The sequence below is a fragment of the Paenibacillus sp. LX16 genome, from assembly GCF_036252815.1.
Lineage (GTDB): Bacteria > Bacillota > Bacilli > Paenibacillales > Paenibacillaceae > Paenibacillus > Paenibacillus polymyxa_B.
The window spans coordinates 3156588-3180606 of sequence record NZ_CP141152.1; the positions used below are offsets into that span (position 1 = coordinate 3156588).

Annotated in this window: 24 protein-coding genes and 1 riboswitch; of the genes, 5 read left to right on the plus strand and 19 right to left on the minus strand. The window is 44.9% G+C overall.

Translation table 11 applies throughout. The annotated features are described in order from the left end of the window. Nucleotides 1-196 precede the first annotated feature (196 nt). Entirely contained in the window at nucleotides 197-706 is a 510-nt protein-coding gene (locus tag T3H97_RS13745; RefSeq protein ID WP_328800004.1) for a GNAT family N-acetyltransferase, read from the minus strand. A gap of 116 nt (nucleotides 707-822) precedes the next feature. Between T3H97_RS13745 and xerS the strand changes: the two genes are divergently transcribed. After that, nucleotides 823-1923, plus strand: a complete 1101-nt coding sequence (gene xerS, locus T3H97_RS13750; RefSeq protein WP_134903412.1) for a tyrosine recombinase XerS — start codon at nucleotides 823-825, stop codon at nucleotides 1921-1923. Between the two features lie 14 nt (nucleotides 1924-1937). Here xerS and mobB read toward each other — a convergent pair whose 3' ends face one another. From mobB to T3H97_RS13805, 11 genes are all read right to left on the minus strand, one after another. Continuing rightward, entirely contained in the window at nucleotides 1938-2474 is a 537-nt protein-coding gene (gene mobB, locus T3H97_RS13755; protein ID WP_134903413.1) for a molybdopterin-guanine dinucleotide biosynthesis protein B, read from the minus strand. Next, entirely contained in the window at nucleotides 2471-3748 is a 1278-nt protein-coding gene (locus T3H97_RS13760; RefSeq protein WP_328800005.1) for a molybdopterin molybdotransferase MoeA, read from the minus strand. Before T3H97_RS13760 ends, mobB begins: the two co-directional genes overlap by 4 nt. Nucleotides 3749-4071: 323 nt before the next feature. Next, nucleotides 4072-4203, minus strand: a complete 132-nt coding sequence (locus T3H97_RS13765; protein WP_257785361.1) for a hypothetical protein — start codon at nucleotides 4201-4203, stop codon at nucleotides 4072-4074. Next, complete coding sequence (locus tag T3H97_RS13770) at nucleotides 4176-4724, minus strand: accessory gene regulator ArgB-like protein (protein WP_328800006.1); 549 nt, start codon at nucleotides 4722-4724, stop codon at nucleotides 4176-4178. Before T3H97_RS13770 ends, T3H97_RS13765 begins: the two co-directional genes overlap by 28 nt. Next, on the minus strand, nucleotides 4675-5388 hold the full coding sequence (locus T3H97_RS13775; protein WP_250239048.1) for a hypothetical protein: 714 nt from the start codon (nucleotides 5386-5388) through the stop codon (nucleotides 4675-4677). Before T3H97_RS13775 ends, T3H97_RS13770 begins: the two co-directional genes overlap by 50 nt. Nucleotides 5389-5579: 191 nt before the next feature. Further along, the gene (locus T3H97_RS13780) at nucleotides 5580-6032 is read right to left on the minus strand and encodes an SRPBCC family protein (protein WP_328800007.1); all 453 of its coding nucleotides are present in this window, start codon (nucleotides 6030-6032) and stop codon (nucleotides 5580-5582) included. A gap of 221 nt (nucleotides 6033-6253) precedes the next feature. After that, nucleotides 6254-7009, minus strand: coding sequence for a DUF4247 domain-containing protein (locus T3H97_RS13785; RefSeq protein ID WP_250239050.1), 756 nt, complete (start codon nucleotides 7007-7009; stop codon nucleotides 6254-6256). 13 nt (nucleotides 7010-7022) lie between these two features. After that, complete coding sequence (locus T3H97_RS13790; protein WP_272638154.1) at nucleotides 7023-7529, minus strand: DUF4178 domain-containing protein; 507 nt, start codon at nucleotides 7527-7529, stop codon at nucleotides 7023-7025. A gap of 24 nt (nucleotides 7530-7553) precedes the next feature. Continuing rightward, the gene (locus T3H97_RS13795; protein ID WP_013310484.1) at nucleotides 7554-7961 is read right to left on the minus strand and encodes a DUF350 domain-containing protein; all 408 of its coding nucleotides are present in this window, start codon (nucleotides 7959-7961) and stop codon (nucleotides 7554-7556) included. Nucleotides 7962-8092: 131 nt separating this feature from the next. After that, nucleotides 8093-8761: a PspA/IM30 family protein gene (locus tag T3H97_RS13800; RefSeq protein WP_013310486.1), complete on the minus strand. Its 669-nt coding sequence runs from the start codon at nucleotides 8759-8761 to the stop codon at nucleotides 8093-8095. Between the two features lie 87 nt (nucleotides 8762-8848). Further along, the gene (locus tag T3H97_RS13805; RefSeq protein ID WP_328800008.1) at nucleotides 8849-9871 is read right to left on the minus strand and encodes an NADH:flavin oxidoreductase/NADH oxidase; all 1023 of its coding nucleotides are present in this window, start codon (nucleotides 9869-9871) and stop codon (nucleotides 8849-8851) included. A 305-nt stretch (nucleotides 9872-10176) separates the two neighbouring features. Here T3H97_RS13805 and T3H97_RS13810 point away from each other — a divergent pair, with 305 nt between their 5' ends. Next, nucleotides 10177-10983, plus strand: coding sequence for a polysaccharide deacetylase family protein (locus tag T3H97_RS13810; protein ID WP_328800009.1), 807 nt, complete (start codon nucleotides 10177-10179; stop codon nucleotides 10981-10983). A 200-nt stretch (nucleotides 10984-11183) separates the two neighbouring features. Here the strand turns inward: T3H97_RS13810 and T3H97_RS13815 are convergent, their stop codons facing one another. The 3 genes from T3H97_RS13815 to T3H97_RS13825 all read right to left on the minus strand — a co-directional run bounded on the left by T3H97_RS13815 (nucleotide 11184) and on the right by T3H97_RS13825 (nucleotide 14436). Further along, nucleotides 11184-11852 carry a 3D domain-containing protein gene (locus T3H97_RS13815; RefSeq protein ID WP_165176983.1) on the minus strand — a complete coding sequence of 223 codons (669 nt, stop codon included), beginning with the start codon at nucleotides 11850-11852 and terminating at the stop codon, nucleotides 11184-11186. 6 nt (nucleotides 11853-11858) lie between these two features. After that, a riboswitch (cyclic di-AMP (ydaO/yuaA leader) is annotated at nucleotides 11859-12033 on the minus strand. Between the two features lie 230 nt (nucleotides 12034-12263). Further along, complete coding sequence (locus T3H97_RS13820) at nucleotides 12264-12986, minus strand: amino acid ABC transporter ATP-binding protein (RefSeq protein WP_250239054.1); 723 nt, start codon at nucleotides 12984-12986, stop codon at nucleotides 12264-12266. Then, the gene (locus T3H97_RS13825) at nucleotides 12973-14436 is read right to left on the minus strand and encodes an ABC transporter substrate-binding protein/permease (RefSeq protein ID WP_103049161.1); all 1464 of its coding nucleotides are present in this window, start codon (nucleotides 14434-14436) and stop codon (nucleotides 12973-12975) included. Before T3H97_RS13825 ends, T3H97_RS13820 begins: the two co-directional genes overlap by 14 nt. A gap of 148 nt (nucleotides 14437-14584) precedes the next feature. Between T3H97_RS13825 and T3H97_RS13830 the strand changes: the two genes are divergently transcribed. Both T3H97_RS13830 and T3H97_RS13835 read left to right on the plus strand, forming a co-directional pair. Continuing rightward, the gene (locus T3H97_RS13830) at nucleotides 14585-15763 is read left to right on the plus strand and encodes a M20 family metallopeptidase (protein WP_328800010.1); all 1179 of its coding nucleotides are present in this window, start codon (nucleotides 14585-14587) and stop codon (nucleotides 15761-15763) included. A gap of 42 nt (nucleotides 15764-15805) precedes the next feature. After that, nucleotides 15806-16876, plus strand: a complete 1071-nt coding sequence (locus tag T3H97_RS13835; RefSeq protein ID WP_328800011.1) for a glycine-rich domain-containing protein — start codon at nucleotides 15806-15808, stop codon at nucleotides 16874-16876. 87 nt (nucleotides 16877-16963) lie between these two features. Here T3H97_RS13835 and glgA read toward each other — a convergent pair whose 3' ends face one another. After that, nucleotides 16964-18406: a glycogen synthase GlgA gene (glgA, locus tag T3H97_RS13840; RefSeq protein ID WP_328800012.1), complete on the minus strand. Its 1443-nt coding sequence runs from the start codon at nucleotides 18404-18406 to the stop codon at nucleotides 16964-16966. A gap of 21 nt (nucleotides 18407-18427) precedes the next feature. Further along, complete coding sequence (gene glgB, locus T3H97_RS13845) at nucleotides 18428-20350, minus strand: 1,4-alpha-glucan branching protein GlgB (RefSeq protein ID WP_328800013.1); 1923 nt, start codon at nucleotides 20348-20350, stop codon at nucleotides 18428-18430. 235 nt (nucleotides 20351-20585) lie between these two features. On the opposite strand from glgB, the gene T3H97_RS13850 reads away from it, so the two are divergent. Further along, on the plus strand, nucleotides 20586-21812 hold the full coding sequence (locus T3H97_RS13850) for a glucose-1-phosphate adenylyltransferase (RefSeq protein WP_328800014.1): 1227 nt from the start codon (nucleotides 20586-20588) through the stop codon (nucleotides 21810-21812). An 80-nt stretch (nucleotides 21813-21892) separates the two neighbouring features. Here T3H97_RS13850 and T3H97_RS13855 read toward each other — a convergent pair whose 3' ends face one another. Further along, nucleotides 21893-23323 (minus strand): sensor histidine kinase, encoded by a 1431-nt coding sequence (locus tag T3H97_RS13855; protein WP_250245242.1) that lies wholly within the window; start codon nucleotides 23321-23323, stop codon nucleotides 21893-21895. After that, complete coding sequence (locus tag T3H97_RS13860) at nucleotides 23320-24018, minus strand: response regulator transcription factor (protein WP_023988960.1); 699 nt, start codon at nucleotides 24016-24018, stop codon at nucleotides 23320-23322. Before T3H97_RS13860 ends, T3H97_RS13855 begins: the two co-directional genes overlap by 4 nt. Nucleotide 24019: the final 1 nt, after the last annotated feature.

Sequence of the window (24019 nt, forward strand, 5' to 3'; positions counted from 1 at the left end):
CTCCATTGTTGATAATTCCAATCTGATATATATGAATTATGTTAATAACTGTATACCTGCGTTTTTATAGTGTCAATGCAGGTTCTAATTGGAATGATCTATAGATGGATAGAAGACTTGAATTGACAACAAAAAAGAGCCGACAGGATACTCTCCCCGACTCTTTTTTCAATGCTGATTTTCTATTTTGAATTTTTCAGGTATTGAAAAACTGGCTTATATTCCCTCGTACCGGATGTGTCTGTTCCCTGTACTCACCGTTCGTATAGCTCCCAATCACCTTGCGCCAAAAGGATTGTGCCGGCCTATTCGTGCTCATCTGCGTTACCTTCCAACGTCCGTTAAAACGTCCAAACAGCTCATGAGCCGCCCAAGTCCCAACTCCATTATGCCGATAAGGACGAAGTACAAAGAACTCAGCCATATAGTAGTCAGCTTCTCGATTGCTGGACATTCGGTCAACGAGTGCAAAACCCACAGGAACATCCTGTCTCCAGATCAGAAAAGGCAGCTTCTGTTCGCCGCTTGTCCAGTATTGATACAAGTCCGGATAAGCAGGGAATGTCCCCTTCTCAGTGACATCAATACGAAGATATGCCGTAAAATCGTATAAATAAAATTGCATGAGCTGCACAATAATGTCCTTTTGCGACTCCGGTGCACACTTAACAGACAGCTTCAGTTCCGATTTGATATTATACCCCATACTTTCACCTCTCTTGGCGGTTCAATCTGTTCTTTAACTTCGAATTACATCCCATCCAGTGCTGTTCAAAATATGCTAAAATACATATATATTATGACCGGACGAGGTGGAACCCAATGAATATACAAAAGATCATCGACCGGCGCAAACTAGATGAAAAAATGCCGGGATTACCATGGTACGTGCAGCAATTTATGGATTATAAGCTGCCCGACCTGTCCCCTTCCACATTACTAGAATATGTGCGGGATTACGAAGCCTTCTTTTCATGGCTTCGCTCGGAAGGCTTGTCTACCGGAGAAACGAATGCCCAAGTTACGCTGGAAGAGTTGGAGACACTTCATATGGACAGTATTACAGGCTTTCGATTATTCCTGTCTACTAAGCGCGAAGGCTCCAACTCCCGTATAACCATTTCACGTAAGCTATCGTCGCTGCGTTCGCTTTTTCATTATTTGAGTCAGATCGCTGAGGATGAACATTTTTATCCATTGCTCAAACGCAACATTATGGCCAAGGTCGAAATCAAGCGTATACATAAACCCAAGGATACGGCGGCCAAGCTTAAAGGTAAAATACTGGAAGAGGAAGAACTACTTGAATTCATCGGTTATATTTATGAAGGCTATGGTCAGGATTTGGCCGATAACAAGCAGGCGTTATATTCCTATGAACTAAATAAGGAACGGGACGCCTGCATCGCCAGCCTCATTTTGAACTCAGGCCTGCGCGTATCTGAAATCGTCAATCTGAATCTGGATGATTTAGACATAAACAATAAATTATTATATGTGTACCGCAAAGGCAATAACGACGAAACCTTTAAAACGCCGGTATATTTCCGCGAGCAATCCAAAGATGATCTCGCACTTTATTTGTCCCTGAGACATACCCGTTACCGCGCTCCAAAAAAAGAAAAGGCTCTCTTTGTCACACGTCCTAACGGCAGTACTGAAGGCAAACGGATGACCAAAAGAGCGATTCAGGCAATGATCATTAAATACGCCAAACGGTTCGGCAAGCCTTACCTTACCGTGCATAAGCTTCGTCATTCCTTTGCTACTGACTATTATTTACAAAATGATATTTACAAAACAAAGGAACAGCTGGGGCACGCTTCGACAGAAACAACAGAAGTGTATGCTCACCTGACTGACAAAACCATGTCTCAGGCGATCGAACGGCGGGTGGAGACTCTAACCGACTCAGCCGATTGATGTCTCACCCCTGCTCATTCCTCATTGCTTCTCTGCTTTTGAATCTGTTCGAGTAGCCAGCGGCCTGCGGGTCCGTTGGCCTCGGCAGGAAATATCTGTATCATTTCATCTGAGTAGTGACCTTGAGCCCAATCCATTTGATGCTCCCAAACCGCTACTCCCTGTACATTTGTCAGCTTACACGTAAGCTGAGCATCCGATTGTTCCCGCACCATGACCAGCTTTGGATAATCCTCCTGCTTGAAGCCTTCCAGCAACACACAATCATAGGCCTGAAAATGCCGGATCAGTCTGGTGGCAGGCTGACTATTCTCCTCTAAAATGGCTGTTCTTCCAGCCGAAACAATAGCTACGCCTTCAGCACCCGCCTGTCGGTGCTTGTACGTATCTGTACCCTCATGATCCATTTCAAATTCATGTCCATCATGCTTGATCACTGCTACGCGTAGACCTGACTTCTGCACATAACGAATCAATCCTCCGAGAAAGGTCGTTTTTCCCGTATTTTTGAATCCGACGATTTGACATACAAATGGATGTTTCGTATTCACGTCACCTGTCCACCTTGTAATACCAGTACACGCACCTCTTCACCTTTGCGTAATCCTTCTGTTGTAGGAGGAATCACGATCAGACAGTCGCTGTCCTTAATGGTCACCATGACACTGGATTCATCTACCCGCGCAGGAATCGCGTATACTTGCCCACCACGTATCTCCAAAGAGCTGCGTACAAAGCGTGTATAGTTGTTTACCTTTGTATAATCTGCGCCTAACTTCGCCGTCCAGGTTTGTAAATATGGCTGGTCCGAAGATAACATCATTTGGATTGTCGGTCGTACAAACAGCTCACTGCCTACAAAGCACGCACCGGGGTTGCCTGAAAGCGCAAATAACAGCTTGTCGTCAATCACTGCGGCTGTGGTCACACTTCCTGGACGCATCGTTACCTTGTTGAATAACATGTTCACATCTTCCTGTCGTACCAGGTCACCCATTATATCAAAATCCCCCACTGATACTCCTCCACTCGTGACCACGATATCATAGGCAGCTATCGCTTCACGTACAGAAGTACGGGCAAGGCTCAAATCATCATGAATGGCTTGTAAAATGAACGGCTCTCCTCCTGCCTCTCTAATTTGAGAAGCCAGCATATATGTATTACTGTTTCGAATTTTCCCCGGTTGTAACGGCTCATCCACTGCAAGTAATTCCGATCCTGTAGAAAAAACGGCCACCCTTGGCTTCCTGTAAACAGGTACCTGATGTACACCAAAAGTAGCCAGTACCGAGATGTGCCCCGCTCCCAGGCAGGTTCCCTTACTAAGCAAAAGCTGACCTTCCTGAATCTCATGACCAATCTGTGTTACATTTTTGCCAACTTCTGTACGCTTCTTCAATCCGACATATGTCTGTCCATTTTCCTCACGCAGCTGTGTTGCTTCCAGCATGACAACCGTGTCCGCTCCTTCAGGTAATTGCGCTCCTGTCATGATGCGGGCAGCCATTCCAGACTCCACCTGCTTGTCCGATACGGTGCCACATGGAATTTCATCAATCACATGTAACCAGATTTCCTGACCGGACGAGCACACTTCAGTGTCCGATCCACGGATCGCATAACCGTCCATACCTGAGCGACGAAAACGGGGATACGGGTGTGGTGCGGTCAAATCCATCGCCAAATAACGTCCATGCGCCTGCTCCAGCTCTACGTCTTCCCTTTCACCCTGTTTAACATGGCTAGCTATCCTGCTTTGTGCCTCTTCCACCTGAACTGCTTTACGCTGGAATTTTTCTGCGCTTAATGATGTATGATTCATATTTTCACTCCGTTCTTCTAAAATGCCCTCTTTCTGTTATAACGCTAAAAACGTTATCTGGCAAATCGGGGGGGGTGTCTAAGTATGTATGGCAATAAAAATAACCCGTGAATTCTACGGGTCATTTCTATAACTTTTTAAGTGCTTTAAGCTTATTATGAGACATAGAACAAGTGAAGTCAGATCCTTCGAATCGTACCTCCAAATGTGTTAGACTCGATCTCACAAACCAAGTCGTGATAGCTGAAAAGCTTCCTTGCAAGTCTGTGTGGTTAGCCCGATCGTATAAGAACAATGCCTCAAATTGAAAACGCGGTACTTCATCAGTTCTTTTCTTTTTTCTTAAGCTCAGCCGGTATCGGTTTAGCACCAAATACTGTTTTTTCATTTTTGGTAGATTCGTTAGCGTATTTTCCCAGTCTTATATTTAAAGCTCTCGCCAATCTCTTATCCATTTTCGTTCACCTCCTTTCCATAAAGGAAGAATGCTGAATGCTTGAATAGCTAAAGCTAAGCATATTATATGGGACTGCACAAAAAAATTCACTGCACAAACCAAAACACATACCGTTTTATAATATTTGTGGTTATTGGTCTTATGAATATAAATAAAATGATTGGGTGCATAAACTAAAAACACTAATATTGAACAAGCATTAATAATCGAAATTGTTGATAAATTTAAAGAGACGAAAGGTATAGTTACACATATTGCCGTTGTAAAACAGACACAAAATGTAAGATTATTGAAGTGTGCCCCTCCTGAAAATCTTCTTACAAACATGATAGTAATCAGAGCGAGTAATGATCCCAAAAAATGCCCGGTCATCCAAGCGATAACCGCAACCATTAGTATCGACGATACTTCGGTAATTTTTATACCAAGCGCATACTCCATCACTTCTACACTTGTTGGACCATCAGGATCAGCTTTTTTTATTTCCGTTGCGATGTACCTTGATAGCGCTTCTAGCACCCTCGTAATCTCCTCTCTCTGAAAAGAAATACGACAAACCGAAAGTAAGCAATGAAATGGATAGTAATCCTATGGTATTTGAGCTATAGAGCATATACAAAGTAATAAAAATGGTGGCAGCTGATATTAGAGCACCTAGAATTAACAGCTTATTTAGGGACGATAAGTAATTTTCAGCTCTTAAAAAATCATGTGGAGGCTGAATTATAAACGAGAAACCAAAGTTATATTTTCCCATCACAAAAGAAATAAAGTACGCAATAATAATAGAAGATAACTGAATAACGTAAATAGAAGAGCCAGAAGTATCATTAATAACACCTGGCTCTGCTACTCCGAAAAAATTTGCAAACAGAAATACAAAAAGTTGTAGGTTAATGTAGGCCGTTAGACCAGAACCAGCAGAAAAAGCGGCTAGATGGGTTTTGATCCCTAAACCAAATCTAAAAAAGATAACCATTAACAAATACTGAAGCGGCAAGTCTAATTTAGGCAAGCCTATAACTTCCCTCATTAGAAAGGAAAACAAAGCTATGCCAATTGCATAGAATAATATTTTTGTGCGATATTCCCTCACGGGAAGCATATAAAGCTTTAAGACCAAAATAACAGCGGCCAAAGCATCGAATAAACCAAGTAATATATATAAAAAAGCAGATAACACAGATACACCATCCTCTTATTTCGCCTGTTGTAATTGTATATTTTACTAATAGATGTGGCAATGAAATAATCTAGTAAACTGGTAATATTTGTTTTATGTAAGGTAAATATTTATTTTTGTCGTCAAAAAATATGAAAAGAACGATTTTAAAATCGTCCTCTTGTTGCAGTTTTAGCCTGTAACCTTCTGAATTATCTATCTGGCATCATCCTTTTGTCGAGCTGCTCAATTACAAGCGGCCAGGCCTGCTCATGTTGGTTCCTTGAATTCTCATCTGGAAAACCTACATGCGTTAAGTAAAGATGCGTGCCATTACCACGAGGTTTAAGCTCAACGGTGACCACTGTTTCAGTTCCCTTGGTACCGCCTTCGCCAGTAACCCATGTCAGCTCGATAAGTCTGTTTTGCTCAAGTCTTAGAAATCTTCCGTAATGTGGATGACGCTCCCCCCCAAAATGCGTTTCGAAAAAGAAGGTCGTGTTCACTTCAGCCTCCATTAATACTGATCCTGGGGCTGCAAACCAACTGTCAAACTGCTTCGTCCACGCCTGATACAGGACATTCGGAGGGCACTCCATTTTTCGTTCCACCGTTAGTTTAAATGGTCTTTGTGAAAGATCTGGCCAAGAAATAGATAGTGCCATTTGTTTTCAATCCCTCCAATCAAACAGAGTTTTGATTATCTCTACATTATTATATCCATAAAGGTGTAGGTTGCGGCTTCTTTTCATTATCTGTCAATTCACATTGAATGGCTGTGCCGCTAGATGATCACCAACGTCATCTCTAAAAATAAAAAAAGGAACTGTGCATCAGTACCACAGTTCCGCGAATCTTTTGTTTTCAAATAAATTGACGATACCCATCATCGTCGACTTCGTCGGCTGATTTTACCTGAACCGCTACGTGTTTTGGGCTTACTATAAGATCTACGCGGCGAATCAAATATGCTGGAACCGCCGCTATCGCTTCGGTCACGTGAAATCGAGCCTCTGCTCGGTGAACTGCTGGACCCTCTGTCGAACAAACTTCCGCTTGATCCAACGCTAGAATCCGAGTTCTTTCCTCTTCGGGTAACCGAACCTTTCCGCTCCACCGTAATCGGCGGAATCGCCTTTTTCTCCTGCACTGTAGGCGCACGATATTGGCCCTGAGAAGGTCGGTATACATCTCTGCTGGAGTAGCCTCGATAGGAGCCTGAACCACGCAACGAATCAAACAGAGCATCCAGTACAGTTGCGGTTAAGTATCCTTTTAGAAAGCTTGAACTGTAATTTTGCTCGACATACTTTTTACTGTCAATTTCAATGAGTGTATCTTCCTTCTTAGCTGGATCTTGCTGCAAATGGTACCACTCATCGCTATATACCAGAAACATCCGCTCATTGCTCTGCGGTGACATTTGCTCCGGTGTACGCTGTTCTTTCAATTCCTCCGCTACTTCCGGGACTGTCTTGCCAGCTGCCCGGTATACATACGAGGTCGAGTTTCCGCTGCCACTAACCGATTCCAGCGGATACGTATCTTTTACATTTGGCGCGCCGCAGCCGCTTAACACGGATACGAATAAGCTCAGCGCCACAATGACCTTTAATGCATACTGCCAGGTGCGTTTGCTCATGTGTAACCCTCTCCTAGCTTGCCCGAATAACCTTGACGTCTCCGGTAATCACTTCTTCTCCTTCATAAAGCATAAAGCGACCGTCCTGCCACTCTACCCGCAACAGATGGTAATCATCAGACTGGTATTGCCAAACATGCTGCTCTCCACCCTGTCGGAAAGGAGCACGGCCCATGACGGTAACATGCCCAGAATACTGCTCCTCCAAATGATACGTTGTATCATCCAGCTCTAAAATGGTCGGCACTTCCTCGGGGTTGTCAAGTCTGCCGTCGATGGGCTGATATAGTCCGAATTGCAGTGTTTCCCGTTCCTCAATATGAAGATAACTGACTTGATTACCATCCTGAAGCGTCAAAACAACGGCATTCCGGGCACGATTATGTACACGACCTACCACTTCATAGGTAACAAGCGACACTTCACAGATATCACCTGGATTTAAGTGAAGCATGCTTTTCTCTGCTTTTGGCGGCTCCGGCTTAGCAAATAGATTTGAAATTCGTTTCCACACACCCATGGTTATATTCCTGCCTTTCTTAGCCTAGAAGCATGCTGTAATGATCAAGGCGCCAACCAGATGCAGCGCTCCTGAAAACAGACCGAAACCAATTTTACCTTCCTGTGTACCTTTATCCAGGTCAAACTGAGCCCAGTACCGCAACAGCAGACGTACAATAACTTCCAAAACAAGTAGGATGACAAAGGCGATCACAGAATACACAAGCGCTTCGAGCAAATTATTAGCTGTAGCGATAGAGCCTGACAAAATATAGCCTTGTGCAACCAACTTCATAATCATTCGTACCGTTACGGCCATATTTCCAGCTTTCACTTCGGCAAAATCCTTATACTTCGTAAATAAAGAGTCGACATACATTAATGCGAAGATCAAAATAGCCCCCGCACCAGTCCATACAAGCATTGCTTTCATCGTTTCTAAAAAATGCATTTCATACCATCCTCCACATCTTCTTGACCTTCATATAATGCTTTACGCCTCCAGGCAGGGAAAAGCGAAGGAGAAAACGTTTCTCCTTCGCTTCCTGAGCAATCACACTTGGCGGTACTGCTTAAATGTTCTTATTTATTTTCGTATTGCTTTAACAAAGCGGCAAGCTCATCGTCCACGGCGCTTTTCTTATCCAGCTCTTTGAACTCCTCATCCAACGATTTTTCCTTAGAGGACATTTCGTTGCTCGCTTCGGCACGTGCTTCTGCTTGCAGCATTTTTTCTTCCATACGCTTCAATCCGGCAGTTGCCGTATCAGAGCTAAAACCGTTCATAGCTTTGTTAATTTCAGTTTGCGCTTTAGCTGCATTATAACGGGCAACCAGTGTCTCGCGCTTGTTTTTCATTTCTGTCAGCTGTCTGCGCATTTCATCCAGCTTGCCACGCAGGTTATCGGCTGCAGCTTTGTTCTGTTCGTAACCAGCTTTGAACTCGTTCATTTTTTGTTCAGCAGATTTCTTTTCTTCCAGCGCACGACGGGCCAGATCTACATTTTGTGCTTTTGCAGCGGTATGTGCCTGTTCTTCACGTTTCTTTACCAAAGCAGCCTGTTCTTCGTATTGCTGTTTGAACCTCTTTTCAATAGCAATTTGAGCGGCTACCGCTTTCTCTGCATCTTCCAGGTCCTCTTGCATATCACGAATGTATTGATCCGTCATTTTAATTGGATCTTCTGCCTTGTCGATAATGGCGTTAATGTTGGACATCGTAAGATCTCTTAATCGTTTGAAAATAGACATGTGAAGTTCCTCCTAGAGTTGAATGCTTAAATTTTAAGCTCTGTACACATGTTTACGCAAGCTTTGCAATGAGGGTTTCAAAAATATCTAAAAGCCGCGTAAGTAAGGCTCTGGGATGTCGGCCTGTACTTTTAGCTCCCGCGATGCATGCAGCGCCCAATAGGGATCACGCAGCATGGCACGGCCTATTGCTACCAGATCAGCTTCTTTTTGCTGAACAACCCGACGGGCGTCCTCATAATCATCCAGTAAACCAACAGCAATCACAGGTACATTCAGCTTTTCACGGATGGTATGAGCCAAATCCACCTGATAGCCGGCACGCGCAGACGGGCCTCCGCCAGAACCAATCGGACCCTCACCACCAGAAGAGATATGGAAAATATCCACACCTGCATCACGATATCGTTCCCCTACGCCTGTTATGTATTCCACATTATATCCATCCTCGACGTATTCTTTGGCAGATATGCGCATAAGCACAGGCATATCAGCAGGAAGAACCTCTTTAACAGCATGTATGACCTCAACACCGAACAGTGACAAATCCTGCCCATATTCATCTTCTCTGGTATTTGTTAAGGGCGAATGAAATTGATGGATCAGATAGCCATGAGCGCCATGTATCTCAACCGTATCAAAGCCGGCTTCCACCGCGCGGCGCGCGCCTTCTTTGTATGCCTGAACCAGTTCCCTGACTTCATCTATCTTTAAGGGATGCGGCTTTTTAAAGCGTTCGCTAAAAGGAATCGTGGACGGACCCACAGGTTGCTCAGCATCTTCAGCCTTGCGTCCAGCGTGGCCTAGTTGAATGCCGATTTTGGCACCATACTTGTGGACTTCCTCTACAATCTTACGATATGCAGGAATATGTTCGTCACTCCAAATACCCAAATCACGATCCGTAATACGTCCATCTGGATGGACCGCTGTCATTTCCACAATAATAAGTCCAGTACCTCCTACTGCTCGGCTCACATAATGGACATGATGCCAATCCGTCGGATTTCCGTCCTCGGCCTCCACACTGAATTGGCACATCGGGGGCATGACAATCCGATTTTTTAAAGAAAGCCCCTTTAATTGATAAGGAGTAAACAAGTCGGTCACTTTTATCCATCCTTCCTTCAATTCCATGTCTGTATAATTATGAATTACATCCCCATTATACACCAGCTGTCACGGGATACCGAATTCGTTGTAAGGCTAAAACTTGCGAAAATGCTCCTGTTTTCGGTCATGTTTAAGAGAATATGTACGTTTAGCTCCATCATCTTCATTGATAATCGTATCATCGTGGACTTCTTTCCAGACGTTTATGAGCCGAACTTGGTTACCAGCATATTTTTAATAGGACAGGTACATAATAGTCGAGAGCACCACTAGGTACCACTGCACGAAAAGGGGGGATACATATGCCGTACAGGGGAGTGTTGCCATGCTTGGCACTGTTACTAGCATTTTCAAGTTTACCCGTTCACGCGGATGCGCCTCCCAATATCGGAACGCCCCATCCCAAGGAAGCAGCTGTTGCTTCTTCTGTACATCTGAGTACAGATCGAGCTACTCCTACATTAGCAATGTTGCGTAAAAAACATGCGGACATTTTTAAAATGTGCGGCCCACACACCCGCCAAATTGCCCTAACCTTTGATGATGTGCCCGATTCTAGGTATACGCCGCAGGTTTTGGACGTATTACACGCCAATGGCATCAAAGCCACCTTTTTTATCGTCGGTCACCGTGCGGAAAAGCATCCGGGGATCATACGCCGTATTATCCGTGAAGGCCATGCTATAGGAAACCATTCCTATACTCATCCGGATTTTAGGAAGGCCACACCAGAACGCTTTCGCAACCAGATTACAAAAACAGAACGTATTTTACAAGCCAGAGCAGGTTTTCGCCCCAAGTTGATTCGTCCACCCTACGGTGAAATCACGGAGCCTCAAATCCAATGGGCACGTCGTCATGGCTATATGATTGTCAATTGGAATGTAGACTCTCTCGACTGGAAGGGACTAAGTAAAACACAAATTCAGCGCAATGTGATCCCAGCTACAGGGCCTGGCTCTATTATTTTAATGCACGCTGGTGGAGGTCAAAGTTCCAACTTGCAAGGCACTGTCCAAGCTCTGCCGGGTCTAATTCACTCTCTAAAAGCTAAGGGCTACAAATTTGTGACAGTCCCCCGGCTACTCCACACATCGGAACGGAAATAACAATATGTTTATGATTGAGCTACTAGCTAAAGCAACGTAAAAAGGCTGTCTTACCAGCAGAAGTTTTCTGCTCGTCAAGACAGCCTTTTTTTACGGATAGGACCCTGATAAGAGTCCGACCTAGTTATATGCGGTAGGATACAGGTATTAAGTTTACATAATATATATTATGTTTAATTAAACCGTATATACGTACAATGCTATTTATCAATAACGTACAGCTTCACATTTTGAAATCCAAAGTCGTTCACAAATGATTTGTTGCCAGGAATAAAGATATCAATCCGCTTTCCTGTAATGGCGCTGCCCTGATCGCGAGCGACAGCTACAAAAGAATGATCCGGCAAACCTGGGTGGGAATAGCCTGTAACCAGCACTTTCGTGCCCATCGGAATGACGTTCGGGTCTACCGCAATTGTACCTAGTTTAAGCGGATTGCCGTAGTAGTCCACTGCTCCCCATTTACCATTCTCATCGGCTGCGGCAGAATACGCAGAAGCCTTAACGTCAACTATTTTGCTATAGTTGAATGTTTTACCCCACGCTTCAATCGTTGGCCCCTCATTCGCTGGTGCTTTCTCCGTAAGAAGCTGCGGCTTCGAATCCGAAGCTGCCTTCACACTTTTTTCGCCAGGCACCTTAATTTGCAGACCTGCATATATATTGTTGGAGGCAATGTTTGGGTTCGCCTTCGTTAGCTCGTCTACCGATACTCCATAACGTTGAGCAAGCAAAAAAAAGGTATCGCCCTCTTTGGCAGTGTGAAGCGAAGCAGCATCCGCTACTCCAGCTGTCTGTGCCAGCCCTGCAATAGCTGCGGCAAGCACCGCAAATTTCATCGTTTTACCAATATGTTTTAGATGTTTCAAAGATATGTACCTCCTCTGTTATGCCTGCGAAGTTAGCTGTCGGATTCGGACTCAGGAGAAGCCCTATGCTTGTGCAATTCACCCCTAGGCATATTCCACATCGTCTTATGACGTATCGGAATGACTGCCAATTGTTACGTCCCCCGCACTTCCCATAGTTAGGACCCAGCATTCAGCGTTTGTCATAACCGCATGCTGTCCCGGTAAGTTTTGGCTTACTGCATAATATCACAATTTTGTAACCTTATCCGCATGAAAATGTTGGGAACCTTGAACATCATACTATACTCGTTACAATTTTGTCATCAAGAAATCGATATTTGTTACGAAAGTATGGGGAAATGGTGACAAAAAGAAAAAAAGTCCTCCGTCAAACGGAGGACTTTTTTTCTAGATTATATCAGCACTTCCTTACAATACTTTGGCAAGAAAATCACGGGTTCGATCATGACTTGGATTGCCAAATACCTGCTCTGGTGTACCTTGCTCCACAATTTGACCGTTATCCATAAAGATAATTCGATCGCCTACCTCGCGGGCAAAGCCCATTTCATGCGTTACGATTACCATTGTCATGCCGCCTTCGGCGAGCTTCTTCATTACATCCAGAACCTCTCCAACCATTTCAGGGTCCAATGCAGAAGTCGGCTCATCGAACAGCATTACGTGCGGCTGCATGGCCAAAGCACGCGCAATCGCAATACGTTGCTTCTGACCACCGGATAGCTGGTTCGGATAGGTATTCTTCTTATCCTCAAGCCCTACGGTACGCAAGAGTTCTAGCGAAATTTTTTCCGCTTCCTTCCCTGACTGTCTTCTAACCTGTGTTGGTGCAAGTGTCAGGTTCTGCAACACTGTTTTATGCGGGAACAGATTAAAATGCTGGAACACCATCCCCATCTTCTCCCGGGTTACATTAATATTATGGCCACGAGCTGTAATCGGCTCGCCCTCAAACAAAATCTCCCCGTCCGTAGGCTGTTCTAACAGATTCATACAACGTAAAAACGTACTCTTCCCCGAACCGCTGGGACCGATGATGACGACGACTTCACCTTTGGCGATATCTATATCAATGCCTTTTAAAATCTCATTCTTACCGAACGATTTACGCAGTTGTTTAACGGTGATCACTGGCTCTCAACTTCCTTTCCCATAAACCCAGCAGCTTAGACAAGCTGAATGTCATTACAAAATAAATAGCGGCTGCGATTACGAACGGACTTAATCCTTCGTAGGTAATGTTCTTAATGACCTGGGCCTGATACATAATATCCACCATCCCAATGGTCGAAATAATGGATGATTCTTTAATGATTGTAATAAACTCATTACCGATAGCAGGCAAAATAGATTTAAACGCTTGCGGCAAAATGACATGACGCATAGCTTTACCGCGTCCCATACCCAACGAACGGGCAGCCTCCATCTGTCCACGGTCTACTGCCTGGATACCTGCACGGAAAATTTCAGCCAGATATGCCGAGCTATTTAGAGACAATGTGATTATACCAGACTGGAGTGGAGTAAAATTGACACCCAGCGTCAAAGCAACCCCGTAGTGAATGATCATGAGTTGTACCAGCATAGGTGTGCCACGCAGGATCTCCACATAAGTGGTACCTAACCACTCAATGATACGTATACCACTCATCCGCAGCAAGGATACAATCAGACCAATGATAAATCCAAACAATACTCCGAGTGCAGACAGCAACAGAGTGTAGCCGATACCCGTAGCGTAAAAACTGCGGTATTTCCAAAAAATGTCTACTATGTTATTAGAAGAAACCTGTCGATCTGCTGAGAGCGCGCTCGCTTCTGTGGAAAACTTCTCAATCGACCCGTCCGCTTTCAGGCGAGCCAACGTTTTATTTACAGAGGCAAGTAATTCTGCGTTCCCCTTGCGTATACCTACAGCTGTTTCTGCTCCGGCATCCTCAGGCACCGCTTTGGCAAGTGTTACGGTACCATCTAACGTGTATCCTTTAGCAACCGTATCTTCGATCACAACAGCGTTGATACGCTGGGTCCGCAGCTGGAGTACCAGATCGGATATTTTGTCCAGTGAGGTTACAGTGGCATTGGGCACTTTTTGAGCAATTTCTTCCTGAATACTCCCTTTTTGTGCGCCAATCTTCTCGCCTTTCAAAGCATCCATCGTAGGATATTTGTCTTTATCCTCTGGGCGTACCATAATGACTTGCTTGGAGCGATAATATACATCTGAAAAATCAATGCTCTTTCTCCGCTCATCCGTTGGTGTCATACCGGACAGTACCAAATCTACGCGACCACTTTGCAGAGCAGGCAGCAAAGAGTCAAAACTCATGTCCTCAGGGACCATCTCCGCACCCATATCTTTGGCGATTTCCTTGGCGATATCCACATCGAACCCTACAATGGTATCCTTACCGTTAATGACTTTATGAAACTCATACGGCGGAAAGTCGGCACTCATGCCAACTACAAGTTTTTTCTGAGGCTTTGCTTCCGTTCCGTATGCATTGAGCATGGGAAGACCAGTCAACAGCAAGATAACCGCCGACAAAACCAGGGCGGTAAAACGATATGCCTTTTTCAATCTTTTTTTCTCTCCTTAAATTCTTTATAATAAATAAGATTGTGTCATTATAAATGAATATGCATGATTATGCAATGAATGTTATAGTACAATTTCAGCATACCTAACGCAGTACCTACATTACAGCTTATATAAAGGAGTTTTCAGCATGGATTTTAAACAGACCATTCAAAAGACAATTGAACAGCATGCCCCACGGTTTAAGGACATTTCGTTATATATAGGCGCAAATCCTGAACTTGGAAACGAGGAATTTCTGGCTGCTGCCCGTTTAAAAGAAGAACTGGTTTTTCACGGTTTTGAGGTTCAGTCACCCGTATTGGGCATAGAAACAGCCTTTATTGCAACTTACAAATCTGCAAAACCCGGACCGGTTGTCGCTTTTCTGGCAGAATATGACGCTCTGAAAGGTCTAGGACACGCCTGTGGGCACCATCTGATATGTATGATGAGTACCGGTGCTGCCGTCGGCCTCAAGTCGATCATCGACGAAACTGGTGGAGAAGTACGGGTATATGGCACACCTGCCGAAGAAACACGCGGTGCAAAGGTCCCGATGGCCGCTGCCGGGTTGTTTGATGATTGTGACATAGCGCTTATGACGCACCCTTATGACCATTATGAAAAATCAGGAAAATCGCTGGCGATTGATGCTGTGCAATTCGAATTCTTTGGTCAATCTGCCCACGCGGCTGCCAGCCCGCATGAAGGTATTAACGCGCTGGACGCTGTGATTCAAACCTTCAACGGCATCAACGCATTCCGTCAACAAGTAAAAAGTACAGTGCGCATCCATGGGATCATTAATCAGGGTGGGCAGGCAGCCAATATTATTCCCGATTATGCTTCTGCCCAATTTTATGTGAGGGCTGCTACACGTCAAGAACTGAACCTGTTGACTCACCGAGTTATTCAAATTGCTGAAGGAGCTGCTTTACAGACTGGATGTCGTTTGGAGACCTCCAATTATGAGACTTCTTATGATGAAATGGTCACGAACCGTGTACTATCCGATGCCTTTACCGCAAATTTGGTGCAGGCTGGCATTTCGCAAGAAGATATAACGGAAGGCGAAGATCACGGCTCCATGGATATCGGAAATGTATCGCTTCATTGCCCTGCTATCCATCCATACATTCAAGTTATTGACGAGAAGCATGCCTTGCATACACCAGAATTCCGCGATTTGGCGATGCAGGACCGGGCCATGGAAGGAATGCTGCTGGCTGCGAGAACCTTGGCATGGACTGCTTGCGATGTAATCACGAATCCTGAACTGCTAGCCCAGATAAAAAAAGAATTCTCTCTGCTGAATAACGAAAGCTAAATCTTAATTCCGTGTTCTTTCAGAAAGGAGCAGCCAGCCTTCATGGATAGTATGAGCAGCTTTTGGACGTTGTTTATTGTGGTGGACTTCATCATTTTTTGGTTTATATTCCGTGCAATACGCAGGAACCGGGGAAACAGAAAAACACGGCGCCGGAATGCTTTTTTCCTCAGCTCCCCTTCTCCTTCGTCCCTTACACAGGAGCGTCATCCAGAGATTACAGAGCTGATGCAGCTACTGGAGCAATCCATTCCCGCCTCCTATGCTCATAGCGTAAGGAGTCGTGTAATGGAAGCCCACCCAGAGCTGACGGACCAAGAATATGATTGGCGCTGGCATGAGCTAAAACGATATTTTATGCTATGCGCGATTATGAATAGAGTGCCTATGTTCAGTAGTGATGTGGATGAATTATGGCACGAAATGTTGATGTTTACCCGCGAATATCAGCAATTCTCGGAAGCTTTTTATGGTCGTATGCTTCACCATGCGCCCCATTCCGGCGGCTCTAAGCCGATGCCTGACGAGCGTGCGTGGTTTGACTGGTTGTATGTGGAATGCTTTGGCTGGAACCGCTATAGCGCCAGTTTGTGGGGTACTTTTTTTAATCATCCATTACCGAACGACGAGCTTTCGCGCTATTACAAACTCACAACTTCGGCGCAGCCAGCAGGTGACCGCTGGAATACGCAGGAGAATATAGCCATTTCACAGCAGGCCCAACAAGCGGTTCATAAGATTGTACAGCATCTACGCGAGCGAGTGAATAAAGCGGTGGATGATCCTGAGGGTAAGCAATTGCCTAAGGTCAACTATTTACAGGTCGACTATTTGTTATTAGCTGTTGTGTGGTATTCATGGTATCAACCTGAACAATTTGCCGTACACATGCACCCGGATGCTACAGGTAATGCCGTATTAGCTAGCTCATCCGGTTGTAGCTCGGCAAGCGGCTGCTCGAACTGGGATACGCATCACTCACACCATCATTCCTCCCATGACAGTTCTTATCATGGAGGCTCTTCTCACCATGATTCAGGCGATTCTGGTAGTCATTCTTCGTGTAGCAGCGGCTCTTCATGTGGAAGCAGCTGTGGTGGCGGGGGCGACTGATCATAGCAAAAAAGGGAATTCCTCAGCCAAACACTGGCTAAAGGGATTCCCTTTTTCATTAATATGACTATGGTGTTCCTACTCTGTTTAGTCCGTCTTTGTTAGTAAATGGTAAATATCCATATACGCTTTAGCTGAAACATCCCAACTATATTCACCTGCAAAAGCCGTCTGTGTAAGCTTCGACCAATGCTCAGATTGGCGATAAAAATGAACAGCACGACGAATAGTGTTCAGCATATCATGTGCATTGTAGTTCGTGAAACTAAATCCGTTTCCTTCCCCTGTGGACTCATTGTAAGCCTGCACAGTATCGTTAAGACCCCCTGTTTCTCGCACAATAGGGATACTTCCATAACGAAGCGCCAGCAGTTGGCTGATCCCGCAAGGCTCAAACCTTGATGGCATAAGATACATATCACTTGCCGCATATATTTTTCGTGACAGAGGTTCGCTAAAAGCGAGCTGCGCCGACATTTTCAGTGGATAGCGTCCCGCTGCCTCACGAAACCAATGCTCAAAAGCCGGATCCCCTGTTCCCAGCACGACAAACTGGATATCATCATAATACAAAATTTCGTCAAGCACTCTCGTTACCAGATCTAGCCCCTTCATATCTACAAGCCGGGTTACCATGGCAATCATAGGCACGTCCGGCCGCACCGGAAGACCTAGCTCCTTTTGCAGACCAATTTTGTTTTCCTTTTTCTTTGCCAGGCTCGTTCGATACTTCGTATAAATACGATTGTCCGTAGCAGGATTGTAGCTTTTGGTGTCAATTCCGTTCACAATCCCTGTTAAGCGACCCTGATCTCCCAATTTACGAAGCAGACCCTCCAGCCCATATCCGTAAAATTCCGTTTGAATCTCCTCTGCATAGGTTGGACTCACGGTCGTAACATGATCCGAGTACGTAAGCCCACCTTTCATAAAATTCAGTCTGCCATGATACTCCACACCCTCGGGGGTGAAATAGCTCCCATCCAGGTTGAGCAACTCGGTTAAGACCTCATACGGAAAATCTCCCTGATACAGCAGATTATGTATCGTAAACACCGTGCGAATATCGCTGTAGAAGGGCAAATGTCGATAATCGGCATTCAGAAGCAGCGGAACCATCGCTGTATGCCAATCATGACAATGCAAAATATCCGGCCGAAAGTTCAGTTCAGGCAGCATTTCTAAAATCGCTCGGTTAAAAAAGGAAAAGCGTTCGCCATCATCCATATAACCGTAAATACCTTCACGACCGAAGTAATACTCATTGTCTATAAAATAAACCTTGATTCCGTCTAATGTCAGTTCCTCTATTCCACAATATTGATTACGCCACCCTACGGCTACTTGCTTCACCACTACCGGACGCAGAGACTTTTTATAAGTATCGGAAATCCCCGCATATTTAGGTAAAATGATTCGGACGTCGCACCCCACCTGACGAAGTGCCTTCGGCAGTGCGCCAATGACATCAGCCAACCCGCCTGTTTTAATAAATGGATGTGCTTCTGCTGCCGCAAACAAAATGTTCATATGTGCTTCCTCCTTATGTGGTTAATCTGCTTTTTTAGGCCTCCGAGGCGCTTTCTTGAGTATAACGATGCTTAGGGGTGGTATGGTCACCTCCAAGCTGTGAAGCTGTCCGTGGCAAGGGATGGGGGCGGTCCGTATTACTCCCGTATTCAGCTGGTCACTTCCCCCAAAGTCCTTATGATCACTGTTCAGCAGTTCGATATAACTCCCGGCCTTTTCCAGCCCAATTCGGTAGTTCTCTCTGGGCACGGGCTGAAAGTTAATTAGCACGACCAGTGTATCTCCCGGCTTTTTACTTTTACGTAAATACGTAATTACGCTCTGCCCACGGTCCTCCGCTTCAATCCACTGATATCCATCCCACGAATGATCCAGTTCCCATAACGCCTTTTCCTGAATATACAAATGATTCAGCGCTTTCGTAAAAGCGTGCAGCGAACGGTGACTGTCATAATCCAGCAGAAACCAATCAAGCTGCTCCTCATCCTTCCATTCGATGAATTGGCCGAATTCCCCTCCCATAAATAAGAGCTTTTTGCCCGGTGAGGTGATTTGGTAACCGAGAAGCGTTCGAAGCCCGGCAAATTTTTGCTCATAGCTACCCGGCATTTTATCAAGCAGCGACTTCTTACCATGAACAACCTCATCGTGCGACAACGGCAGTGTAAAATTCTCGCTGTACGCATAAGCTATGGGGAATGTCAGCAAATTATGGCGCTCCGGCCTCTGATCGAAATCCGTTTCGATATAATCAAGCGTATCGTTCATCCAGCCCATATTCCATTTGTAATTAAAACCGAGTCCTCCATCGCTTACCGGGGAAGTCACCATCGGCCAGGCACTGGACTCCTCTGCCATCATCAGAGCATACGGATAATAGCGGAATACTGTTTCATTCAGTTGTTGAAGGAAGGCAATAGCCTCCTCATTTTCAATGCCTCCTTTAGAGTTAAAACGATATTGACCGTCCTGCTTTTCAAAATCCAGCCGTAGCATACTTGTCACAGCATCTACGCGCAGGCCGTCAATATGGTACACATCCATCCAGAATAGCGCATTAGATATCAGGAAAGAACGCACCTCCGGTTTGCTGTAATCAAACGTCAGCGTTCCCCAGCCTGGCTTTTCCGCAATCAGCGGATCCGCGTATTCGAACAGGGGCGATCCGTCAAACAGCCTTAATCCATGAGCATCTTTTGCAAAATGGGCTGGCACCCAATCCATCAGCACTCCAACTCCCGCCTGATGGCAACGATCCACCAAATACATAAAATCATGCGGTTCCCCATAACGGCTTGTGAGTGCAAAATATCCGGTGAGCTGGTAGCCCCAGGAAAGATCATACGGATGCTCACTCAGCGGCATCAGCTCAATATGTGTATACCCCATATCGGTCACATACGGCACAAGAAGCTCAGCTATTTCCCTGTATGTATAAAACGTACCATCTTCTTTTTGCTTCCAAGTGCCCAGATGAAGCTCGTATATGTGCAGAGGCTTTCCATAAGGTGCTCTACGTTTTCGGCGCCAAATCGCATCGTTCCAAGCATAACCATCTATAGAAGCTACCACAGAAGCCGTTGCTGGTCTCACTTCAGCACGTACCGCGTAAGGGTCTGCTTTCAGAAATCGTTCACCGTTTGCACCCGTAATATCATATTTGTAAAAAGTTCCTTGGGATATTCCCGGAAAAAAACGACTCCAAAAACCGGATTTGGGAACCCTATATAAGGAATCCTGTTCCCCATTCCAGTTGTTGCGATCTGTAGCAAGCCCGACATGGAGAGCATGAGGAGCCCAGACCGTAAAGCGGACGCCCTGTTCTCCGTTCTCCACAGTAAGGTGGGAACCCAAAGATCGGTAGCTGTGATAAAGCGTTCCTTCATGAAACAAATAAATATCTTCCGATGAAATAGCCTGTTGCGGAAGAGTTTGGTCTGTCATCACGTCACCACCCTTATATGTTTGTAAGTAAAAATGTATGAATCGGTAATGCATTCGCTTTTGGGTCAAAGCTGACCTGAGTTATTACCCCATTCTAGCCACATTGAACAAAAAAATGACTAGGAAAAAAATAAACCTTAGTTTTGGGGGAATCTTATATACCTTATGGTTTCAAGAGTACCCCATACCGTTTATGTATGTACTACACTGACAACTAAACCGGGAGGGAAACGAAATGTTTAATAAAGAATGCATTGCCATGCTGCTGGCAGGCGGAGAGGGACGTCGTCTTGCTCCCCTTACTTCAACGATTGCAAAACCCGCCGTACCTTTTGGCGGTCATTACCGAATCATCGATTTTCCTCTCAGTAACTGCGTAAATTCAGACATTGATACTGTAGGTGTCTTGACGCAATATGAGGCAGAATCCTTGCACGAACATATCGGGGATGGAACACCATGGGGTCTTACAAAAACAGATGACAAGGGAATTACCTTGCTTCCATCTTATAACACAGGTAACGCTGAATACTTAGGAACAGCAGATGCTATTCATAAGAATATCGAATATATTGACAGCCAAAATCCGGAGCATGTGCTTATTTTATCCGGTGATCATATTTACTATATGAATTATCGTGAAATGCTGAACTACCATAAGGAAAAAGGAGCTGCTGCTACCATTTCTGTCATGGAGGTACCTTGGGATGAAGCACACCGTTTTGGTGTTATGAGTGCTGATGAAGATCTGCGTGTCACAGAATTTGCAGAGAAGCCGGAGAAACCGGAAAGTAATTTGGCCTCTATGGGGATTTACCTTTTCAAATGGGATTACTTGAGAAATTACCTGTTAGAAGACGCACAGGATGCTCAATCCAGTCATGATTTTGGTAAAGATATCATACCTAAAATGTTAGCGGACCAAGAATCATTGTACGTTTATGAATTCCAAGGCTATTGGAAGGACGTAGGTACCGTTAAAAGCCTATGGGATTCACACATGGATTTGTTACACGAAGATTGTGCGATCGACCTTCAACGCAAAGACTGGCCGATGTATACACGTGAACGCCGCACAAGGTTGAGCGCACAAAAGGTACCTAACCGTCAAACACAACCCTTGGGCAGCTTGTTGCATGATTCCTGCCAAGTAGAGGGCCGAATAGAACGCTCCGTTGTATTTAGTGGTGTCGAGGTAGGTAAAGGTTCAACCATCAAAGAAAGTATCGTTATGCCTGACACACGTATTGGACGTAACGTCCATATTGAACATGCGATTATCGGTGAAGGTGCTGTGATTCGCGATGGTGCTGTCATTAAAGGTAATCCGGGCGAAATTATGGTCATCGGACCCAATGAAACGGTATTTGGTAAAATGGCGCTACGACCGCAAACTACACGTATGCTGAAAGAAGCTTACGAGCGCAATACACGCTTGCGTGCCGAAGGTTTTACTTCATAACGTTACCCCAAATTAAAAACAGCCAGCCCTCCCGATTTGAGAGGACTGGCTGTTTTTCTAATTACACCTATAAGTAGGCTTTAAATCTGCCCTTCAGTGAGTTGTGATGGTTCCACGGATGGCTCTGCTTGCAGAGCAGGTAATGAAACCGTAATGGTAGTTCCAGCCCCCAGTTCACTTCTGATGAGCATCTGACCATGATGGCGCTCGATAAACTGTTGCGAGATTGCCAATCCCAGTCCAGTACCCCCGTTTTGGTGATCTACCTGGAAAAAGCGGTCTCTGACTCTGGCAAGATTTTCTGCACTAATTCCAATCCCTGTATCTTGTACGGATATCTCGATATTGCCATCAATCCGTTGTAGAGACAGAAAAATAATCGAACTTTCATGCGAAAACTTGATTGCATTATCCACAATGTTCAAAAACACCTGTTTTAGACGGTTACCGTCTCCATGGACGAGATATGCCGTTTCCTCCGAATCCAGCTGAAGTTTTATCTGCTTCATTTCTGCTTTGGCCCATACGTTCAGCATAATCTCCTGCAAAAGCTCCCGTAGATCCACCGTTCCCATCACAAGCTTCATGGCATTTTGCTCCAGCTTGGAAAAATCGAGGATTTCCTCCACCAAGCCAATCAGTCGATCTGTCTCCTTAGAAATAATCTTCATCCCGATTTTCGTCTCTTCCGGGTCATAGCCGCCAGAATTTAACGTTTCACTCCAACCCTTAATAGATGTAAGTGGAGTACGCAATTCATGAGATATGGATGAAATAAAATCATCCTTGATTTGATTTGTTCTGACAATTTCCTGTGCCATATAGTTCAGAGTCGAAGCCAGTTCACCCAACTCATAGCGATAATCGCCTTCAATGCGTGTATCAAACCTCCCCTGAGCCATCTGAGCAGATACATCGCGGATATTATTAATCGGTCTAACAATGGAATTCGCGAGCCCTGTACTGACCACAAATACAATAATCAGTACAGCAGCCATGATGCCAAGAGAAAACAGCGTAATTGTAAACAGCTTATCATTTACCAATTCCAGCGAAGTCGTATACCGAATAACATACACCTGGTCTCCGACGATATTGTCCAGTTTTTGAGATACCGCCATCACCTGCTGCCCCGTACTCGGTTGCTTTCCGATCCATTTGCCTGTATCTCCAGCTAATGCTTGTGTCACATCACTTGTTTGCACACTTAGATCTGCTGCAAAATTCGTTGAGTTATCAATTACATTTCCCTGTTCATCGAGCAACTGCAGTTCAGTGAAGGGTAGAGAAAATGTATTTAACAAATAAGATTGCAAAGACTGTTCCGGCTCTTTGAATTTGGGTGCAAATTCACTTACTGATTCGATACGGCTTTCGATATGTTTGTAAATGGAGTCGTAATAGTACGACCGGAGTGCAAACATAAAAATGACTTCTACTAACAGAAGCGCCAAGAACACTACGAAAAAATAGTGAAGCACAATCTGTCGGCGAATCCCCTTTTTGATCATTGAGACTGACCTTTCCATTTATATCCATGTCCCCAGACTGTTTGTAAAAAAGCTGGCTCGGAAGGATTGTTTTCAATTTTCTGCCGCAGACGACGGATGTTCACATCCACAATTTTCGGATCGCCCATATATTCCTTGCCCCATACGTGATCAAGTAGAACATCTCGGCTGAGTGGCGTGTTTTCTTTTTCAAGAAAAAATTGAATCAGGGAAAACTCAGTCGGTGTCAGCTCGATCAGCTGCCCGCTCTTCTTAAATTGCTTAGCAATCAAATCTAGCGTGAACGGTCCGGATTGGAAGGATACTTTGGCTGCTGTTTCACGATGTACATTCACCCGACGCAATAACGATTGAATACGTGCAATCAGCTCCGTCGGGCTAAAAGGCTTGCTCACATGATCATCGGCCCCTACAGACAAGGCATACACCTTATCCTGCTCCTGTACCTTCGCTGTGAGAAAAATAATGCCGATGCGCTCATTTGTTTCCCGGATTCTCCGACAGACTTCAAAACCATCCATACCGGGTACCATTACGTCAAGCAGTGCAATATCAATATCCCGCACCGTGTTCAAAATATTCAGAGCCTCATGCCCTTCCGACGCCTCCAGCACCTCAAAACCGTTACGTTTCAAATTAATAACGATGAAGCTGCGAATGGATTCCTCGTCTTCCATGATTAAAACTTTACTCACT